Origin of the sequence: Sorangium sp. So ce381 (assembly GCF_051473845.1) — a bacterium.
In the GTDB taxonomy this organism is placed as follows: Bacteria; Myxococcota_A; Polyangia; order Polyangiales; family Polyangiaceae; genus Sorangium; species Sorangium atrum.
The window spans coordinates 1,374,557-1,387,931 of the sequence record NZ_CP150336.1; the positions used below are offsets into that span (position 1 = coordinate 1,374,557).

9 protein-coding genes are annotated in these 13,375 nt (G+C 67.2%); 3 read left to right on the plus strand and 6 right to left on the minus strand.

The genetic code is table 11. The features are described from left to right. Positions 1–176: 176 nt before the first annotated feature. The 6 genes from WMF29_RS05065 to WMF29_RS05090 form a co-directional block, all read right to left on the minus strand. Complete coding sequence (locus WMF29_RS05065) at positions 177–1,388, minus strand: alpha/beta hydrolase (protein ID WP_437327745.1); 1,212 nt, start codon at positions 1,386–1,388, stop codon at positions 177–179. 158 nt (positions 1,389–1,546) lie between these two features. Continuing rightward, the gene (locus WMF29_RS05070; protein ID WP_437327746.1) at positions 1,547–2,800 is read right to left on the minus strand and encodes an aldose epimerase family protein; all 1,254 of its coding nucleotides are present in this window, start codon (positions 2,798–2,800) and stop codon (positions 1,547–1,549) included. A gap of 529 nt (positions 2,801–3,329) precedes the next feature. After that, positions 3,330–4,085 carry a sterol desaturase family protein gene (locus WMF29_RS05075; protein ID WP_437327747.1) on the minus strand — a complete coding sequence of 252 codons (756 nt, stop codon included), beginning with the start codon at positions 4,083–4,085 and terminating at the stop codon, positions 3,330–3,332. After that, a complete protein-coding gene (locus WMF29_RS05080) occupies positions 4,082–4,648 on the minus strand; it encodes a sterol desaturase family protein (RefSeq protein WP_437327748.1) in 567 nt (188 codons plus the stop codon). The genes WMF29_RS05075 and WMF29_RS05080 overlap by 4 nt, the downstream gene beginning before the upstream one ends. A 12-nt stretch (positions 4,649–4,660) precedes the next feature. Continuing rightward, entirely contained in the window at positions 4,661–5,257 is a 597-nt protein-coding gene (locus WMF29_RS05085) for an HD domain-containing protein (protein ID WP_437327749.1), read from the minus strand. A 54-nt stretch (positions 5,258–5,311) separates the two neighbouring features. Continuing rightward, positions 5,312–5,716, minus strand: coding sequence for a hypothetical protein (locus tag WMF29_RS05090; protein WP_437327750.1), 405 nt, complete (start codon positions 5,714–5,716; stop codon positions 5,312–5,314). On the opposite strand from WMF29_RS05090, the gene WMF29_RS05095 reads away from it, so the two are divergent. The 3 genes from WMF29_RS05095 to WMF29_RS05105 all read left to right on the plus strand — a co-directional run bounded on the left by WMF29_RS05095 (position 5,715) and on the right by WMF29_RS05105 (position 13,371). Then, entirely contained in the window at positions 5,715–12,110 is a 6,396-nt protein-coding gene (locus WMF29_RS05095) for an RHS repeat-associated core domain-containing protein (protein ID WP_437327751.1), read from the plus strand. The genes WMF29_RS05090 and WMF29_RS05095 overlap by 2 nt on opposite strands. A 5-nt stretch (positions 12,111–12,115) precedes the next feature. Further along, positions 12,116–12,385, plus strand: coding sequence for a hypothetical protein (locus WMF29_RS05100; protein WP_437327752.1), 270 nt, complete (start codon positions 12,116–12,118; stop codon positions 12,383–12,385). 269 nt (positions 12,386–12,654) lie between these two features. Then, on the plus strand, positions 12,655–13,371 hold the full coding sequence (locus WMF29_RS05105) for an energy transducer TonB family protein (protein WP_437327753.1): 717 nt from the start codon (positions 12,655–12,657) through the stop codon (positions 13,369–13,371). Positions 13,372–13,375: the final 4 nt, after the last annotated feature.

Below are 13,375 nucleotides of genomic sequence, written 5' to 3' on the forward strand. Positions count from 1 at the left end.
CAGGTTTCGAACCGCCAAGGCGCCAAAAGACGCCAAGATATTTTGTTATTCTTATGGCGCCTTATGGCGTCTCATGACGCCTTGGCGGTTCATTTCTCGCTTGAACAACGTGAACGGTATTCCAGGTAGCCAAGGCTGCCGGTCTGAACCGTTACCCAGGCCACCGGTCCGTACCGTCAATCGACCGGATAGCCCCGCCACATCCAGCGCAGCGTGTCGGGGAGCGTCTGCCTGAGCACTCTCCCGTCGCAGTGGCTGGCGCCCTTCGCGTAGACGAAGCGGTAATGGTACCCCTTCTCCTTGAGGATCGCCGCCACGCGCTGGTTCGCCATCAACCAGTTGTGGTGGCTGGCTTCATCGCGGTCGGCGCCGAGGTCGTTCTCGCCGGCCGTCAGGAAGATGCGCAGCGGCTTGCGCGGGTTGTCCCGGATGAGCCCCTCCGTGTACTCCCAGGCGCCGTCGGGATACTCGGCCTCTGTGGGCGCGCGGGGGTTCTGCTGGTCGACGAACGTGCCGGAGTAGGTGACGATCTTGCGGTAGGTGTCGTGGCCGAACCAGCCCATGGTCAGCGCCGCCGCCCCGCCCGAGCTGCATCCGTACGAGGCGCGGCCGTCCGGGTTGCTCGTGAACTTCAGGTTGGGGTACGCGGCGTGGACGGCCTGGTTGTTCTTGACCGCCTCGAGCAGCTCCGTATCGACGAACCTCTGATAGGCGTCCGACATGGTGTCGTACTCGAGCCCCCGCTCGCTGCCGTACGAGTCGCCCCCTCCGCTCGCGGCGAAGATGGCGATGACGCTCGGAAAACGGTTGTTCGGGTCCGCGACGAAGTTGTTGATCGTGTTGACGATCTCGTTCCTGTTGGTCGCGTCCTGGACGACCATGAACGGCGCCTCCGCGCCGTCGACGTACGTCGCGGGGATCGCGACCTCCACGTGGCGGTTGAAATCCCCCTTGGCGTTGTCGTTCAACGTCGAATCGTGGCCGGTGAAGATCTCGCTCTCCCGGGACGACAGGGAAAACGAGAACGTCCGCCCCTGGGGAACGCCGTCGATCCTCTTGATCTCCGGGGCGTCCTGGTAGTTGGGCCCGATCTCGAAATCGCCGTCGCCTTCGGTGCCGACCGGATCGACCGTCCCGCCCTGTCCTCCCCCGCCGCTCGGGTTCGGGTCGTCTGTGCCGCCCGCGCCCGAGGTGCTGCCGCTGCTGCTCGAAGAGCTGCTGCTGCTGCTCGAAGAACTGCTGCTGCTGCTGCTCGAAGAGCTGCTGCTGCTGCTGCTTCCGTTTCCTCCGCTGCCGCCCGAGCCGTCGGCGGCGTCTTTGTCGGACCCGCAAGCAACGATTGAAAGCGCGACAAGGAGCGAGATACTGCATGGGATCGAGCGGGTCATGGATCCTCCTGGGATTGGATTGCGTTGCACGCCATCGGCGTGTGCGGCGCCGACGTCGGGCCGGGGCGCTGGCGCGCCGGTCGGCGGACGTGAGGCCGATCGTGACGTTCGCGTGAGCGCGCAGGCGCCGCGAGGCCGCGCGGGTGACCGTCGACGAGCTACTCGGTGGTGAACCGGAAGACGGCCGTCTGCGCGTAGCGCTGGCCGGGCTTGAGGATGACCTCGTTCTTCCAGGCCGGGACGTTGATCGAGTTCGGGAACCTCTGCGGCTCGAGGCACAAGCCGCTGTACTGGTTGTAGACCGCGCCGCCCTTGCCCTTGATCGACCCGTCGAGGTAGTTGCCTGTATAGAACTGGATCCCCGGCTGATCGGCCTCGATCGTCAGCACCCGACCGGTCTTCGGATCCTTGACCCGAGCCGCCTCGCGGAGCGTGTGCGGATCGCCGCTGATGACCATGTTGTGGTCGTATCCGACCGGCTTGCCGCCCACGGCTTCGAGGTCCTTGCCGATCGGCTTGGCGGCGGTGAAATCGAGCGGCGTCCCCTTCACCGGCTTGATCTGGCCTGAGGGGACGCCGGTGGCGTCCGGCGGGGTGTAGCTGTCGGCGTGCAGCGTCAGCTCCTGGTCGGCGACGGAGCCCGAGCCGTGCCCTCCCAGGTTGAAGTAGCTGTGGTGGGCCATGTTGACGATCGTGGTCTTGTCGGTCGTGGCCGACATCTCGACCCTGAGCTCGTTTTTGTTGGTGAGCGTGTAGGTCGTGGTCGCGTTGACCGTGCCGGGGTATCCCTCTTCCCCGTCCTTCGATACGTACGTGAGCTTGAGGGACGGGCCGTCCGGCGTCTCGGTCGCTTCCGCGTCCCAGACGACCTTGTCCCAGCCTTTCTTGCCGCCGTGCAGCGTGTGGGCGCCGTTGTTCGCGGAGAGCTTGTAGGTCTTGCCATCGAGCTGGAACTGCGCGTTCTTGATGCGATTGGCCACGCGGCCGACCGTCGCCCCGAAGTACGGGCTGCTCTTCAGGTACCCGTCGAGGTTGTCGTGGCCGAGGACGATGTCGCCCATCTTCCCTGTCTTGTCGGGGACGTGGAGCTCGGTCACCGTCGCGCCGTAGGTCATCACCTTCGCGACCAGGCCGTTCGCGTTCGTGAGCGTGTAGAGGATGACCTCTTTGCCATCGGCGTTGCCGAAGGGCGCCTTGGAGACGGAAGCGGGCTTTGCGTTCACGGCTTCACCACCAGGTGGCTCGGGTTTGGCGGCCGGGGCCGCTGGAGAGGCGTCCGGCGCGGGGGCCGCCGCCGGCGCGGGCGGCGCCGCCGCAGGGGGCGTGTCGACGGTCTGCGCGCCGCCGCATGCGCCGGCGAGGCACGCCGTCATCGTCAATCCGAACCACGATCTCGTCCTATCTATCGCCATGCTGTTCCCTCCGCCAGGATTGTCTCACCTGGATCGGCTCCACCTGAGCAAGCCCAGCGCGGGTGAGCCCCCGCGATCTCGCCATGGCTTGCATTCACGACACCCGGTTGGAGTCGGCGCAGAGATCGATCCCGATACAAAGGATCAAGAGTCCGGCGCGCACGACGGCTACCCGGGGCAAAGCGGAACGACACCCTGAGACGAAATTGTGAACGTTCACATTGTTCATGTCAACTCAAATGAACCGGCGCGAGGCGAGCCAGGATCCCGAAATTGGAATCCACATCGAACAATACCGTGGCCCTGCGCCCGCCCTCTTGACGCGCCGCTCCGGAGGCGACTTGCCAGCCATCCGATGTCGAGCTTGGCCGTGGACTGACGGATCATCGCTGACATCAAAAAAATGTGAGCGGTCACAATCGCGTTGTTCTGGCCGGTCGAGACGATCGCGCCGGCGTTCATTCACTCCTGGTACGCGCTCCAGCCGACCTCGTCGCTCTTCGTGCCGACCTGCATGTCGTTCTGGACATCATCGTTCGAGACGCTCGAGCGCAGATCCGGAGCGCCCATCCCGGGTCGCCGCGTCCGCGGCGCCGCCGCGGTGGTACGTCCCGCGAACCAGATCCCAGAGCGGGAAGGTGACGTTGAAGTTCCACTGCCGCATCAACGACGGCCGGTGGTGCGCGCTGTGGTGACGCCGGAGCCGCGCCACGACGCGGCTGCGGCCTATCCTGCTGTCCGGCGGGAGGTGGTACGAGAGATGGAGACACTCGTACAGCACCATGTACGCCATGCACGTCGCCACGAAGAGCGACGCGAGGTTGCTTTGACCGGCCGCGCCGAGCGCGAGCGCGAGCGGGAGCGTCAGCGCGAAGACTCCCGCGATGCCGTAGGAAGGGATCAGAACGAAGCCGAGCTCGCGCGGGGTGCGGATGGCCATGTCGTTCTCGACGAACACGCGGTGGTGCACCGGCGTGTGCCGGTCGTAGAAAGCCTCGAGGAAGCGCCGCCTCCGGTGAAGCAGACCCCGATGCGCCCGCCACTCGACGGCGTTGCAAAAGACGAAGAAGAGCGGGATCGCGGCGAGCTCCCAGGCCTGCAGGCCTCGCAACCGCGTGAGCGAGAGCGCCGCGAGCCCACAGCCGAGGCCGACCGTGCTCGCGAGGTGGAGCCAGGGAGAGTACCACCGCGGCATCGACATCACCCGGCGCCGCCGCAGCTCGGCCCGGCCCGCGTCGTCGAGCGGGGCAGGGTCGGGCGAGCCGCCGTGGCCAGCCGCGCTCACCCGCCTGCCCCGCGCCCGGTGTCGAACGCCCGGTCCCAGAGAGCGGAGCTCACCCCGAAGCGCGCGCGCGGCGCGGCGTGGTGCCGGAGGTGGTGGCGGCGCTGCGCTGGAAGAGGGTGTTCGGCCTCGCCGAGCAGGTGCGCCGCGAGGTGGGAGAGCTCATAGAGAAAATAGCCGGCGACGAGCCCGGCCCAGAGCGGCGCGGCGCGAGAGACCCCGGCGGCCGCCGCGGTCGCGCAGAAGCCGGCGGAGAAGGCCCCGAGCGTGGCAGCGGGTGGTTTGACGATCGGCGTTCGGTGCGGGTCGTCGTGGTGCGCGAGGTGGATACGGGCGCCGACGAAGGCGAGCGGGTGCTCCGCCGGCAGGTGGAAGAGGAAGCGGTGGAGCAGGTACTCAATCAAGGTCCAGCCCGCGAGCCCAACCGCCCAGAGGAGCCCTCCGGCGAGCGCGCCGACTCCGCTCCACACGACGATCCCCAGAAGGATCACCTCGGCTACCGCGACGACGGCGAGCCGCCGCGCGTCGGCGGGGTCCCGGAACATGGCGCGACGCAGGGTCGACATGCGGTCTGCTGCTCACATGAAGATGCCGTCGACGAGCGTCCAGGGCTCGCGCGTGAGGACGCGCCGGGCGAAGTCGAGGAGGACCGCGTTGAAGTCGCCCCGCGGATAACGCGCGAAGCCGTCGCGCACCGACGTGGCGTCGAGGTCGTAGCGGCGCACACCGAGGGAGTGGTCCATCCACACCGACTGCCGGAACGCCGTTGATTCAGGGCATAACGCCGGCGTCGGGCGGAGCCGATGGTTGTAGAGGAGGCACTCGTCGGCCACGCGCAGGTCGTACGGGGAGAGCTCGAACGACCTCGCGGCGAAGGCGCGGTGGAACAGCGAGCGGCTGCGCTGCATGTAGTCTCCGCCCTGCTCGTCGGGGCACAGCAGCCCGAGATCGTGAATCATCGCCAGCGCGTAGAGCAGGTCTGGATCGGCCTTCTGGCGGCGGCGCTCGAGGAGCAGCGTTGTGAAGTGGAATACGCGAAGACAGTGGTTGCGCAGCCCGTCGCCGCGGTAGGGGCAGAGCTCCTCGAAGAGCTCCTGCGCGCGTGCCCCGAGCGCCGAACGCGCTCCGAGGCGATGCGACGGCGCGGTGTCCGGCGTCGGCATGAGCTCGGCCATGATGAGATCCTACCACGGAGCGCGCCGGCGCTGGCGCGCCGATCGTCGCCCGTGTCAGAGACTCCAGCGTCCGATGCCCGGCGGTTCCACATCGTGGGTAACCCCCTCCAGCGTGGGCTGGTCCTCGTCGAGGTAGGCAACGCCGATCGCGTCGTCGCTGCGATGGGACGCTGTGGTACTCCTGTCCGCCGGGGAGGCTACTATGGCGCCAGTTCCGCGTTGGTTGCTCCGGGCATTCATCCCGCTCTGGATGTTTCTCGCTTGCGTGCTCGCGTCGGGCGGGTGCCAGTGCGTCTTCGGTGAGCCGCTGCCGGAGCCGCCTGGCCTCGTCGCCTGCCGGACACAGCGCGCGCACAGCCCTGCCACGTCCCGCCCCGCGCCAGAGGTAGAGACCGTCGCCGCCGGCACCATCCCGGGGACGTTCTCCACCACGAGCACCGGCGAGTCGGTGTACACCATGGACCTGGCCACCCCGCCCTCGCGTGCGGGCATGGGGCCTGGGCTCCAGATCGTCTACCGCAGCGACGGCGGCGACGGCGTGCTCGGCAACGGTTTCTCCCTCACCGGGCTGTCCGCGATCACACCATGTCCGAAGAGCCTCGCGCAAGACGGGGAGATCCGCGGCGTGCGCTACGACGGAGACGACGGGCTCTGCCTCGACGGCCAGCGCCTCGTGCCCGTGGGGCAGGCGCCGGGGACCATCGAGTACCGGACGTTTCCGGATACCTTCGTCAAGGTGGTCGGTCACTATCCGCCGGACGGTGGTGGGCACGCCGAGGCGCTCTTCTTCGAGGCGTATCTGCCCTCTGGCCGCGTCGTGGAGTACGGGCGTACCGAGGGCAGCAAGCCGCTCGCGCGAGGTGGCGTCCCGCGCGCGTGGCTCGCGAGCGAGGCCCGTGACGGCCGCGGCAACGCCATGACGTACGCGTACTGCCTCGCAGAGGCCGAAGATGGCCATGCGGCCGAATATGCGGTCGACGAGATTCGATACACGAGCTTCGAGGGCACGCCGTCGCTCGAGCCTTCCCGGGCGGTGCGCTTCGTGTATGGGACCAAGGACTCGGCCGCGGTTCGCACGGGCTACTCGGGCGGCGTGGCGCTCCAGCGCTCGCTTCGCCTGGAGGAGATCCAGATGCTCGGTCCGGGCGACGCGCTGGTCCGGAGCTACGGTTTCCGCTACGAGCTGAGCCCGACGACGAGCCGGACCCTCCTCACCCAGGTCGAGGAGTGCGCGAGCGACGGGGTCTGCAAGCCCCCGACACGGTTTCAGTACAGCCGCGGAAAGCCCGGATTCGAGCGGCTCACGACGGACATCGACAAGCCGGTCTCCGAGAAGGCGAGCCCGATGGTGTTCGACATCGACGCCGACGGCCTCGACGATCTCGTGATTCCGGACATCGTCGCAGGGCCCAGCACGCCGTCGCATCCGATCACCGCGTGGCGGGTGGCGCGCAACCTCGGGCCCCGCGCCTCGCCGTCCTTTCTCGCGTCGCCGGAGCTCGCCTTCCTCGAGGATTGGCTGTTCGTCGCCGATCCGGATGGACCGTCCGACCCGGCCCTTCTTCAGCCCGAGCTCGGGACGGTCCTCGATTACAACGACGATGGGCAGATGGACGTCTTTCTCCACGACGTCTTCGACACCAAGACCACATGGCACGTGCTCCTGTCCCAGTCGGACCGGACCTTCGCGCTCCATGACACGGGCATCCGCCGGCCGTTCCCGCTCGGGGTCACGCCTGCGCCGCCGAGCCTGAGGCGCGCCGGCGCCTCGGTGCACCTCGCCGATCTCGACGGCGACTCGGTGCCGGATCTGATCCAGTGTCAGGACCACGCCGAGGAGCTGGTGCCGGACCCGCTCTCCGCCGTGTGGACCGTCCACCTCTGGAGGCCCGCGCGCGGCGCGACGCCTGCGGGATTCGACCCCACGGGCGAGTCGATCGAGCTGCTCACCGGCTATCCCTGCGCAATGGAGCTCCACACGCTCGACATCGACGCCGACAGCAAGATCGATCTCATCGTGCCCTCCGTGAGGTTGTTTGACGACGGGACGGCCCTCATCAAAGATAGCTACGAGGCGATCATGCGCCGGGGCGAGGGACGCTGGGGGGTCATCGATACCAAGCTCCCTGTCGTGCCGCGCGAGGGCCGCGTCGTCTTTCTCGACGTCAACGGCGACGGCCTGCCCGATGCCGTCGAATCCGGCTTTAGTGGCCAGCTCTACACCTACCTCAACACGGGGTCGACGTTCGTGATATCGCCGTTCCGGACCGTCGACGCGTTCAGCTTCGGCGATGTGCTGGGGGTCCCGGACCAGGACGCGCTTTTCCGCCTGGCGGTGCCGCTCGACTTCAACGGCGATGGACGGCAGGATCTCCTCATGCCCGTCCCACCAGGCATGCTGCTGAGTGGCTCCAATGTCCTCCCCTCCTGGGCCGTCCTGCAAGCGACGGGCGACCTGGCGGGGCCGCCGTTCAAGCTCGTCGACGCAGGGGTTCCATTCGAGGCCAAGCTCGGTGACGCGATCACGCTCGCCGATCCGCACGGGCCGCGCACCGGCGATCTCAACGGGGATGGGGCCCAGGACGTGATCCTGCCCCTCGGCGGCGTGTTCAACGTCTTCCAGAACCTCTCGGCCGACCAGGATCTCCTGGTCGCGGTCTCTGACGGGATGAACGCGCACGAGCCGACCGAGCCGGGCTTCGTGCCCAACGTGAGCATCTCGTACGGCCACCTGACCGATGCGCCGGTTACGAGCGGAGGCGCGGAAGAGGATCCGGACCGGAGGAGCGCGCTCTACGTCGCGCGGTCCAGCGCGGCGGACGACTGCGGCTATCCGCGGCGCTGCGTCGTGGGCCCTCGCCGGGTGGTCAGCGCGTACGCGCTCAACAACGGCGCGGATCGAGCAAGGCGCTTCGAGGTCGGCTACCGCGACGGACGCTACCACCGGCTGGGCCGCGGATTTCTCGGGTTCGGCGAGCGGCTCGTCACCGACCTGGATACGGGTGCCGTGACGATCGACGTCTACGACCACGTCACCTTCGACGACGAGCTCCAGGTCTTTCCCTTCGCGGGGAGCGTGCAGCGGACGTGGCACGGCGCTCCGGGGCTGCCCAGCCAGCTCAGACCGGAGCAGATCGAGCTCTCGTTCAGCGATGTGACGCGGACGCTCGTGCCGACCAACGACGGCGCCACATACTTCACGCTGCCCACCGAGCGCCGGGTGAGGCAAGCGCAAGGGGTCTATCCGCCCCCGGGCGGCGCGACGCCCTCCGTCGAGGCGTACGTGCGGGAGATCGGGCGAGGCGGCGACGGCGCGACGCTGCTGCGCGACTCGGTCTCGAAGGTGACGGACTTCGACACGTTCGGCAACATCCGCGCCGAGGAGGTCTCGACGGAGGGCGTCGACCTGACGCTCGAGGTCACGCGGACGTTCAAGAACGACACGGAGCGCTGGGTCCTCGGCCAGCTGGAGACGCAGAAGGAGTGCAGCGCGGCGGCGGGGATGTCGCAGTGCCGGACCCTCAAGCGAACGACCACGATCCACGGCGAGGTGGAGACCGAGTCCACCGAGAGCGACGATGGCCTGCCGGACACGAAGCTGAAGCTCACCTATGCGCGCGACGACTTCGGGAACATCATCGGCGTCACGGCGGAGGACGCCTTCGGGCACAAGCGCACCTCCAGCGTGGACTTCGACGAGGAGGGCATCTTCCCCGAGAAGTACGTGAACGCGGCCGGGCATGCCACGCTCGTGGACTTCGACGACGCGCTCGGCATGCTCCTCAAGCAGGTTGATCCGAATCAGCTCGTGACGACGTGGGCGCACGACGGCTTCGGGCGGCTCGGCCGCGAGACGCGCCCGGATGGCACGACGACGACGGTCGCGCTCTCCCGAACCAAGGACGGTGGCCCGGCGCAGGATGCGTGGCGGGCGAGGCAGCGGAGCATTACGACCGGAGGGGCCGACGATACGGTGGAGTTCGACAGCGTCGGTCGCCCCATCCGGTGGCTAGGATACGGGCCCGAACCGGAGCCGTCGGAGGGCTCGGGCGGTGCGAAGCGCATCATGCAGGAGATCGGCTACGACGCGCTGGGCGAGCACATCGCGCGGCGCTCGGTGCCGGTCAGGGAGGAGACGCCCGAGAGCGCGATCCTGTACGATCGCTACGAGTACGATGCCGTAGGCCGCGAGGTGCGCCATACGACGCCGTGGAACGCGGTCACGACGACGGCGTACGATGGCCTGCAGGTGCGCGTCACCGACCCGCTCGATCATGTGACGGTGACCGAGCAGGACCCGCTGGGGCGCATCAAGACCATCACCGACGCGGCCGACGGGATCACCCGTTACGCGTACGGCCCATTTGGCCTGCTGCACACGGTCACCGATCCGGGCGAGGCAGTGACGCGCACGACGCGCGACGCATTCGGCCGCGTCCGGCAGCTCGACGATCCCGATCGGGGCACGACGGTCTCGATCCATGACGGCTTCGGCGAGCTGATTTCGTCGACCGATGCGCTCGAGCGAAAGGTCTCGTGGACGTACGACGCGCTCGGTCGACCCCGCTCGCGTGTGGACCAGGACGGCGGCGAGCGCCTGACGACCACGTGGACATGGGACACCGCGGCGCACGGCGTCGGCAAGCTCCACACGCTCGCGAGCCCCGACGGGGAGAAAACGTACGTGTACACCGGCCGCGGCCAGCTCGACACGATCGCGCTCCGCATCGACGGCGAGCGCTCTCCCCTGGAGGCCAGGGTGGGCTACGACGAGCTCGGCCGCGTCGAGACGGTCGCGTACCCGGCGCCGGCCGGCGCGACGCCGTTCGTCGTGGCGCACGGCCACGACGCGCACGGCCACGTGATCGCCGTGCGCGACAGCGGAACGAACCTCGCCTACTGGCGCTTGACGGACGTGGACGATGCGGGGCGCTTCCGGGAGGAGGTGTTCGGCAACGGCGCCGTCACGGAGCGGAGCTACTTCGCGGACAAGCAGCGCCTGAGGCACATGGCGACGCAGAGCGGCGCGGGGGAGGTGCAAGACCTGGACTATGGGTTCGACGATCTCCTGAATCTCACGCGCCGCACCGATGCGCTCCAGCCCGAGAACACGACGGAGCGCTTCCGGTACGATTCGCTCCATCGGCTGACGTGCGCGTACTTCGGCGATATCGAGAGCTCGGCGGCGCCCTGCGCGCTCCGCTACGACTACCGCCCGAACGGCAATCTCACCTTCAAGTCGGACGTCGGTGATCTCTCGTATGACGACCCGCTGCACCCACATGCGATCACCGGCGCGGGTACGGACACCTTCGCGCATGACGCTGTCGGTAATCAGACGGCGCGGCCCGGCGGCACCACGGTGCGCTATACGCCGTTCGACCTGCCGGAGCAGATCACGCAGGGCGCGAGCACCATCACGTTCGGCTACGACGGCGACCAGCAGCGGATCCGCAAGACCAGGCCGGAAAAGGAGACGCTCTACTTCGGCGATCTGTACGAGCGGGTCACCGAGGCGGCGTCAGGCACCGTGCAGCATCGGTATCACGTCCACTCGCCGGAGCGCGTGGTGGCGATCGTGACCCGGGGAGGATCGGACGACGGCACCCGTTACGTGCATGTCGACCATCTCGGCTCGGTCGATGCGGTCACCGACGAGGACGGCGACGTGATCGAGCGGCGGAGCTACGACCCGTTCGGGCAGCGCAGGAACCCCGTGTGGGCAGAGCGCCCGCCGGCGTCGTTCCCGAGCGAGACGACGCAGGGGTTCACCGGGCACGAGAGCGACGACGACCTCGGGCTCGTGAACATGAAGGGCAGGATCTACGATCCCAGGATCGGGCGGTTCTTGACGACCGACCCGATCGTTTCGATTCCGTCCTTCGGGCAGAGTTGGAATCCGTACAGCTACGTGCTCAACAGCCCGCTCAACTTCGTGGATCCGAGCGGGTTCGAACCGGATCCCCCGGTTCCGGCCGATCCGGAGTATACCACGGATCCCGAAGTACAGCGCATCATCGAGTCCGGTTGCATGGGCCTCGAATGCCTCAAGACGGTTCCCAACCTGGTAGAAGGTCCGCGGGAAGCTGCGGAGGTCGGCGCGGCGGCCCCGCCTGTCGATGTCAGCACGACCGGAAACTCGTCCGGGTATGTGCCCCAGCCAATGACCACGGCGCCGATCGACTGGTCGCAGAACCCCTATGTCCAGATCGAGGGAGGGTTCGTCGCCGGGTTGCTGCTCGGGTCCGTTCCTTTCGCCGGCGTGGGTCACGAGCTGCTGGACGCCGGGGGCGTGCTCTCCCACGGAACACCAGAAGCCAGGATGGGCATGGCCATCGGACAGATCGTCGGGGGAATCGCCCTCACGCTCGGGGGCTTGACGGGGGAGGTCTTCGGAGGCGTCACGAGCGCCACCGGCATCGGCGCGGCGATCGGTGTGCCTGCGATCGCGGTGTCGGCCACGCTGGTCGTTGGCGGCGTCGGCAACATCGCGGCGGGGATCCAGGGGTTGACGCAGGTGCTCATGTCGAGCGGGTCGGGCAGTACGGGCCCGCAGGGCGCACCGCCCACGGCAAGGGGCGGCGCGCCAGGGAGCCGACCTGCACAGCCATTCACGAAGGCTGGGAAGGACGAAATTTGGAGGCAGAACGCGGAAAAGCATCAGGGAGTAAACAGATGCGACAACTGTGGTGCCGACGTCGTCAAACCTCAGCAACACACGAAAGCTGTGAGCCCGCCCCATAACGAAGGACATGTCGATCACGTAACCTCCCGGGTAAATGGAGGCTCCGGCACCACCGAGAACGGACAACTCCTATGTCGACACTGCAATCTGGAGAAGGGACCTAAATGAATCTCATGAGATTCGAAGAAGATCCGCACCTTGGTGTCATCACGACGGCGCCGGTTGTAGCAGGGGCCCCGATCCTGATGATCTCTCATGACGCCGACGATGGTGGATGGCAATTTTTATGTGGAAGCACCACCGACCCGGGTGATGGTCGTATCGTCCATCTGGAAGAGATTATTGCGATGGATCCGACGGTAGAGGAGGTGGCCGACCTGCCCTTGGGGTGGGTAGCCTTTCGGAGCAAGGTGGGAGGAGCATGGACTCGAGAGCCTCAATAGGTGGGCCCGGGGCCAAGCAGTGCATGGTCGGGTTCTGATGCGTGCCTCCAAGCGTTCCCTGATAATCTCGTCGAGCAATGCACTCGGGCGAGACATCGCGTGGGCGTGCGACGAGCTCAGCCGACTGAGGGAAAACTTGGAGCAAGGCGAGCAAGATGGCATGTTTGAGTTTGAAGAAGTGTGACTTGGGCAGTCGGCGCATCCGGCGAGAGTACCATTGTGCCCGATGTCTTGACGGTCGAGTCTTACGGCGGAGCGTGTTGCGACGGATGCGCAACACGTCGTGGGCCGCACTGAACCTCTTGGTCATGGCAGCTCTCGCGGTCTCCTGCTCCAAGATCGTGCCTTCGGCGAGGCCCACCGCCCCGCATCCCCGACTGAACGTCGAAGAGTGGCGAGTCGCACAGGCGCTGTGCGATGTCTATGTTCCCGACGTGCAGGCAGGGAACACCGTCGCGCTCGGCGGGGCACGTGTTCCCTTTGCCATCTATATCGCATCCATGCACGAATACCTCCACTACGCATATGAGGAGGAGTTGGCGGCCGCGCGCGAAGCATACCCCGCGCTCCGCGACGCGACCGATCTCGCAGTGCGAGTCGAGATCGTCATAAATCAGGCGGATGGCAGCCTCGCGAAGCTGGGGGTCGTCAAGTCCAGCGGATCCGTCGTCTTCGACGTGGTCGCGCTCGCTGCATTGCGACGCGCCGTTCCCTTCGACGCACCGCCACCTTCGCTCGCATCGCCCGGCGGGAAAGTCTATGTGCACTGGATATTTCACGCCGACCCGTTCGAGGCATGTGCGCCCCGCAATGCGGTGCCCTTCGTGCTCGCCCATGAGCCTTCCTCGAAGAGCGCCACGGCCTCATGCATCGGACGCTTGTCGTCGCTGGATGTCGACCCACGCGTACGCACTCCAGCAGTCCGATGGGAGAATCCCCGAGAAACGCCGAACTGTAAAGCCAAGGCTCTCTCGTTGGACCCTTGATCGA

Bases quoted from the DNA above. Each gene is read 5' to 3' on its own strand.
- WMF29_RS05090 (WP_437327750.1), bottom strand. From the start codon at position 5,716: ATGGTGTACACCGACTCGCCGGTGCTCGTGGTGGAGAACGTCCCCGGG.
- WMF29_RS05070 (WP_437327746.1), bottom strand. From the start codon at position 2,800: ATGGCGATAGATAGGACGAGATCGTGGTTCGGATTGACGATGACGGCG.
- WMF29_RS05100 (WP_437327752.1), top strand. From the start codon at position 12,116: ATGAGATTCGAAGAAGATCCGCACCTTGGTGTCATCACGACGGCGCCG.
- WMF29_RS05065 (WP_437327745.1), bottom strand. From the start codon at position 1,388: ATGACCCGCTCGATCCCATGCAGTATCTCGCTCCTTGTCGCGCTTTCA.
- WMF29_RS05085 (WP_437327749.1), bottom strand. From the start codon at position 5,257: ATGGCCGAGCTCATGCCGACGCCGGACACCGCGCCGTCGCATCGCCTC.
- WMF29_RS05105 (WP_437327753.1), top strand. From the start codon at position 12,655: ATGCGCAACACGTCGTGGGCCGCACTGAACCTCTTGGTCATGGCAGCT.
- WMF29_RS05080 (WP_437327748.1), bottom strand. From the start codon at position 4,648: ATGTCGACCCTGCGTCGCGCCATGTTCCGGGACCCCGCCGACGCGCGG.
- WMF29_RS05095 (WP_437327751.1), top strand. From the start codon at position 5,715: ATGGACCTGGCCACCCCGCCCTCGCGTGCGGGCATGGGGCCTGGGCTC.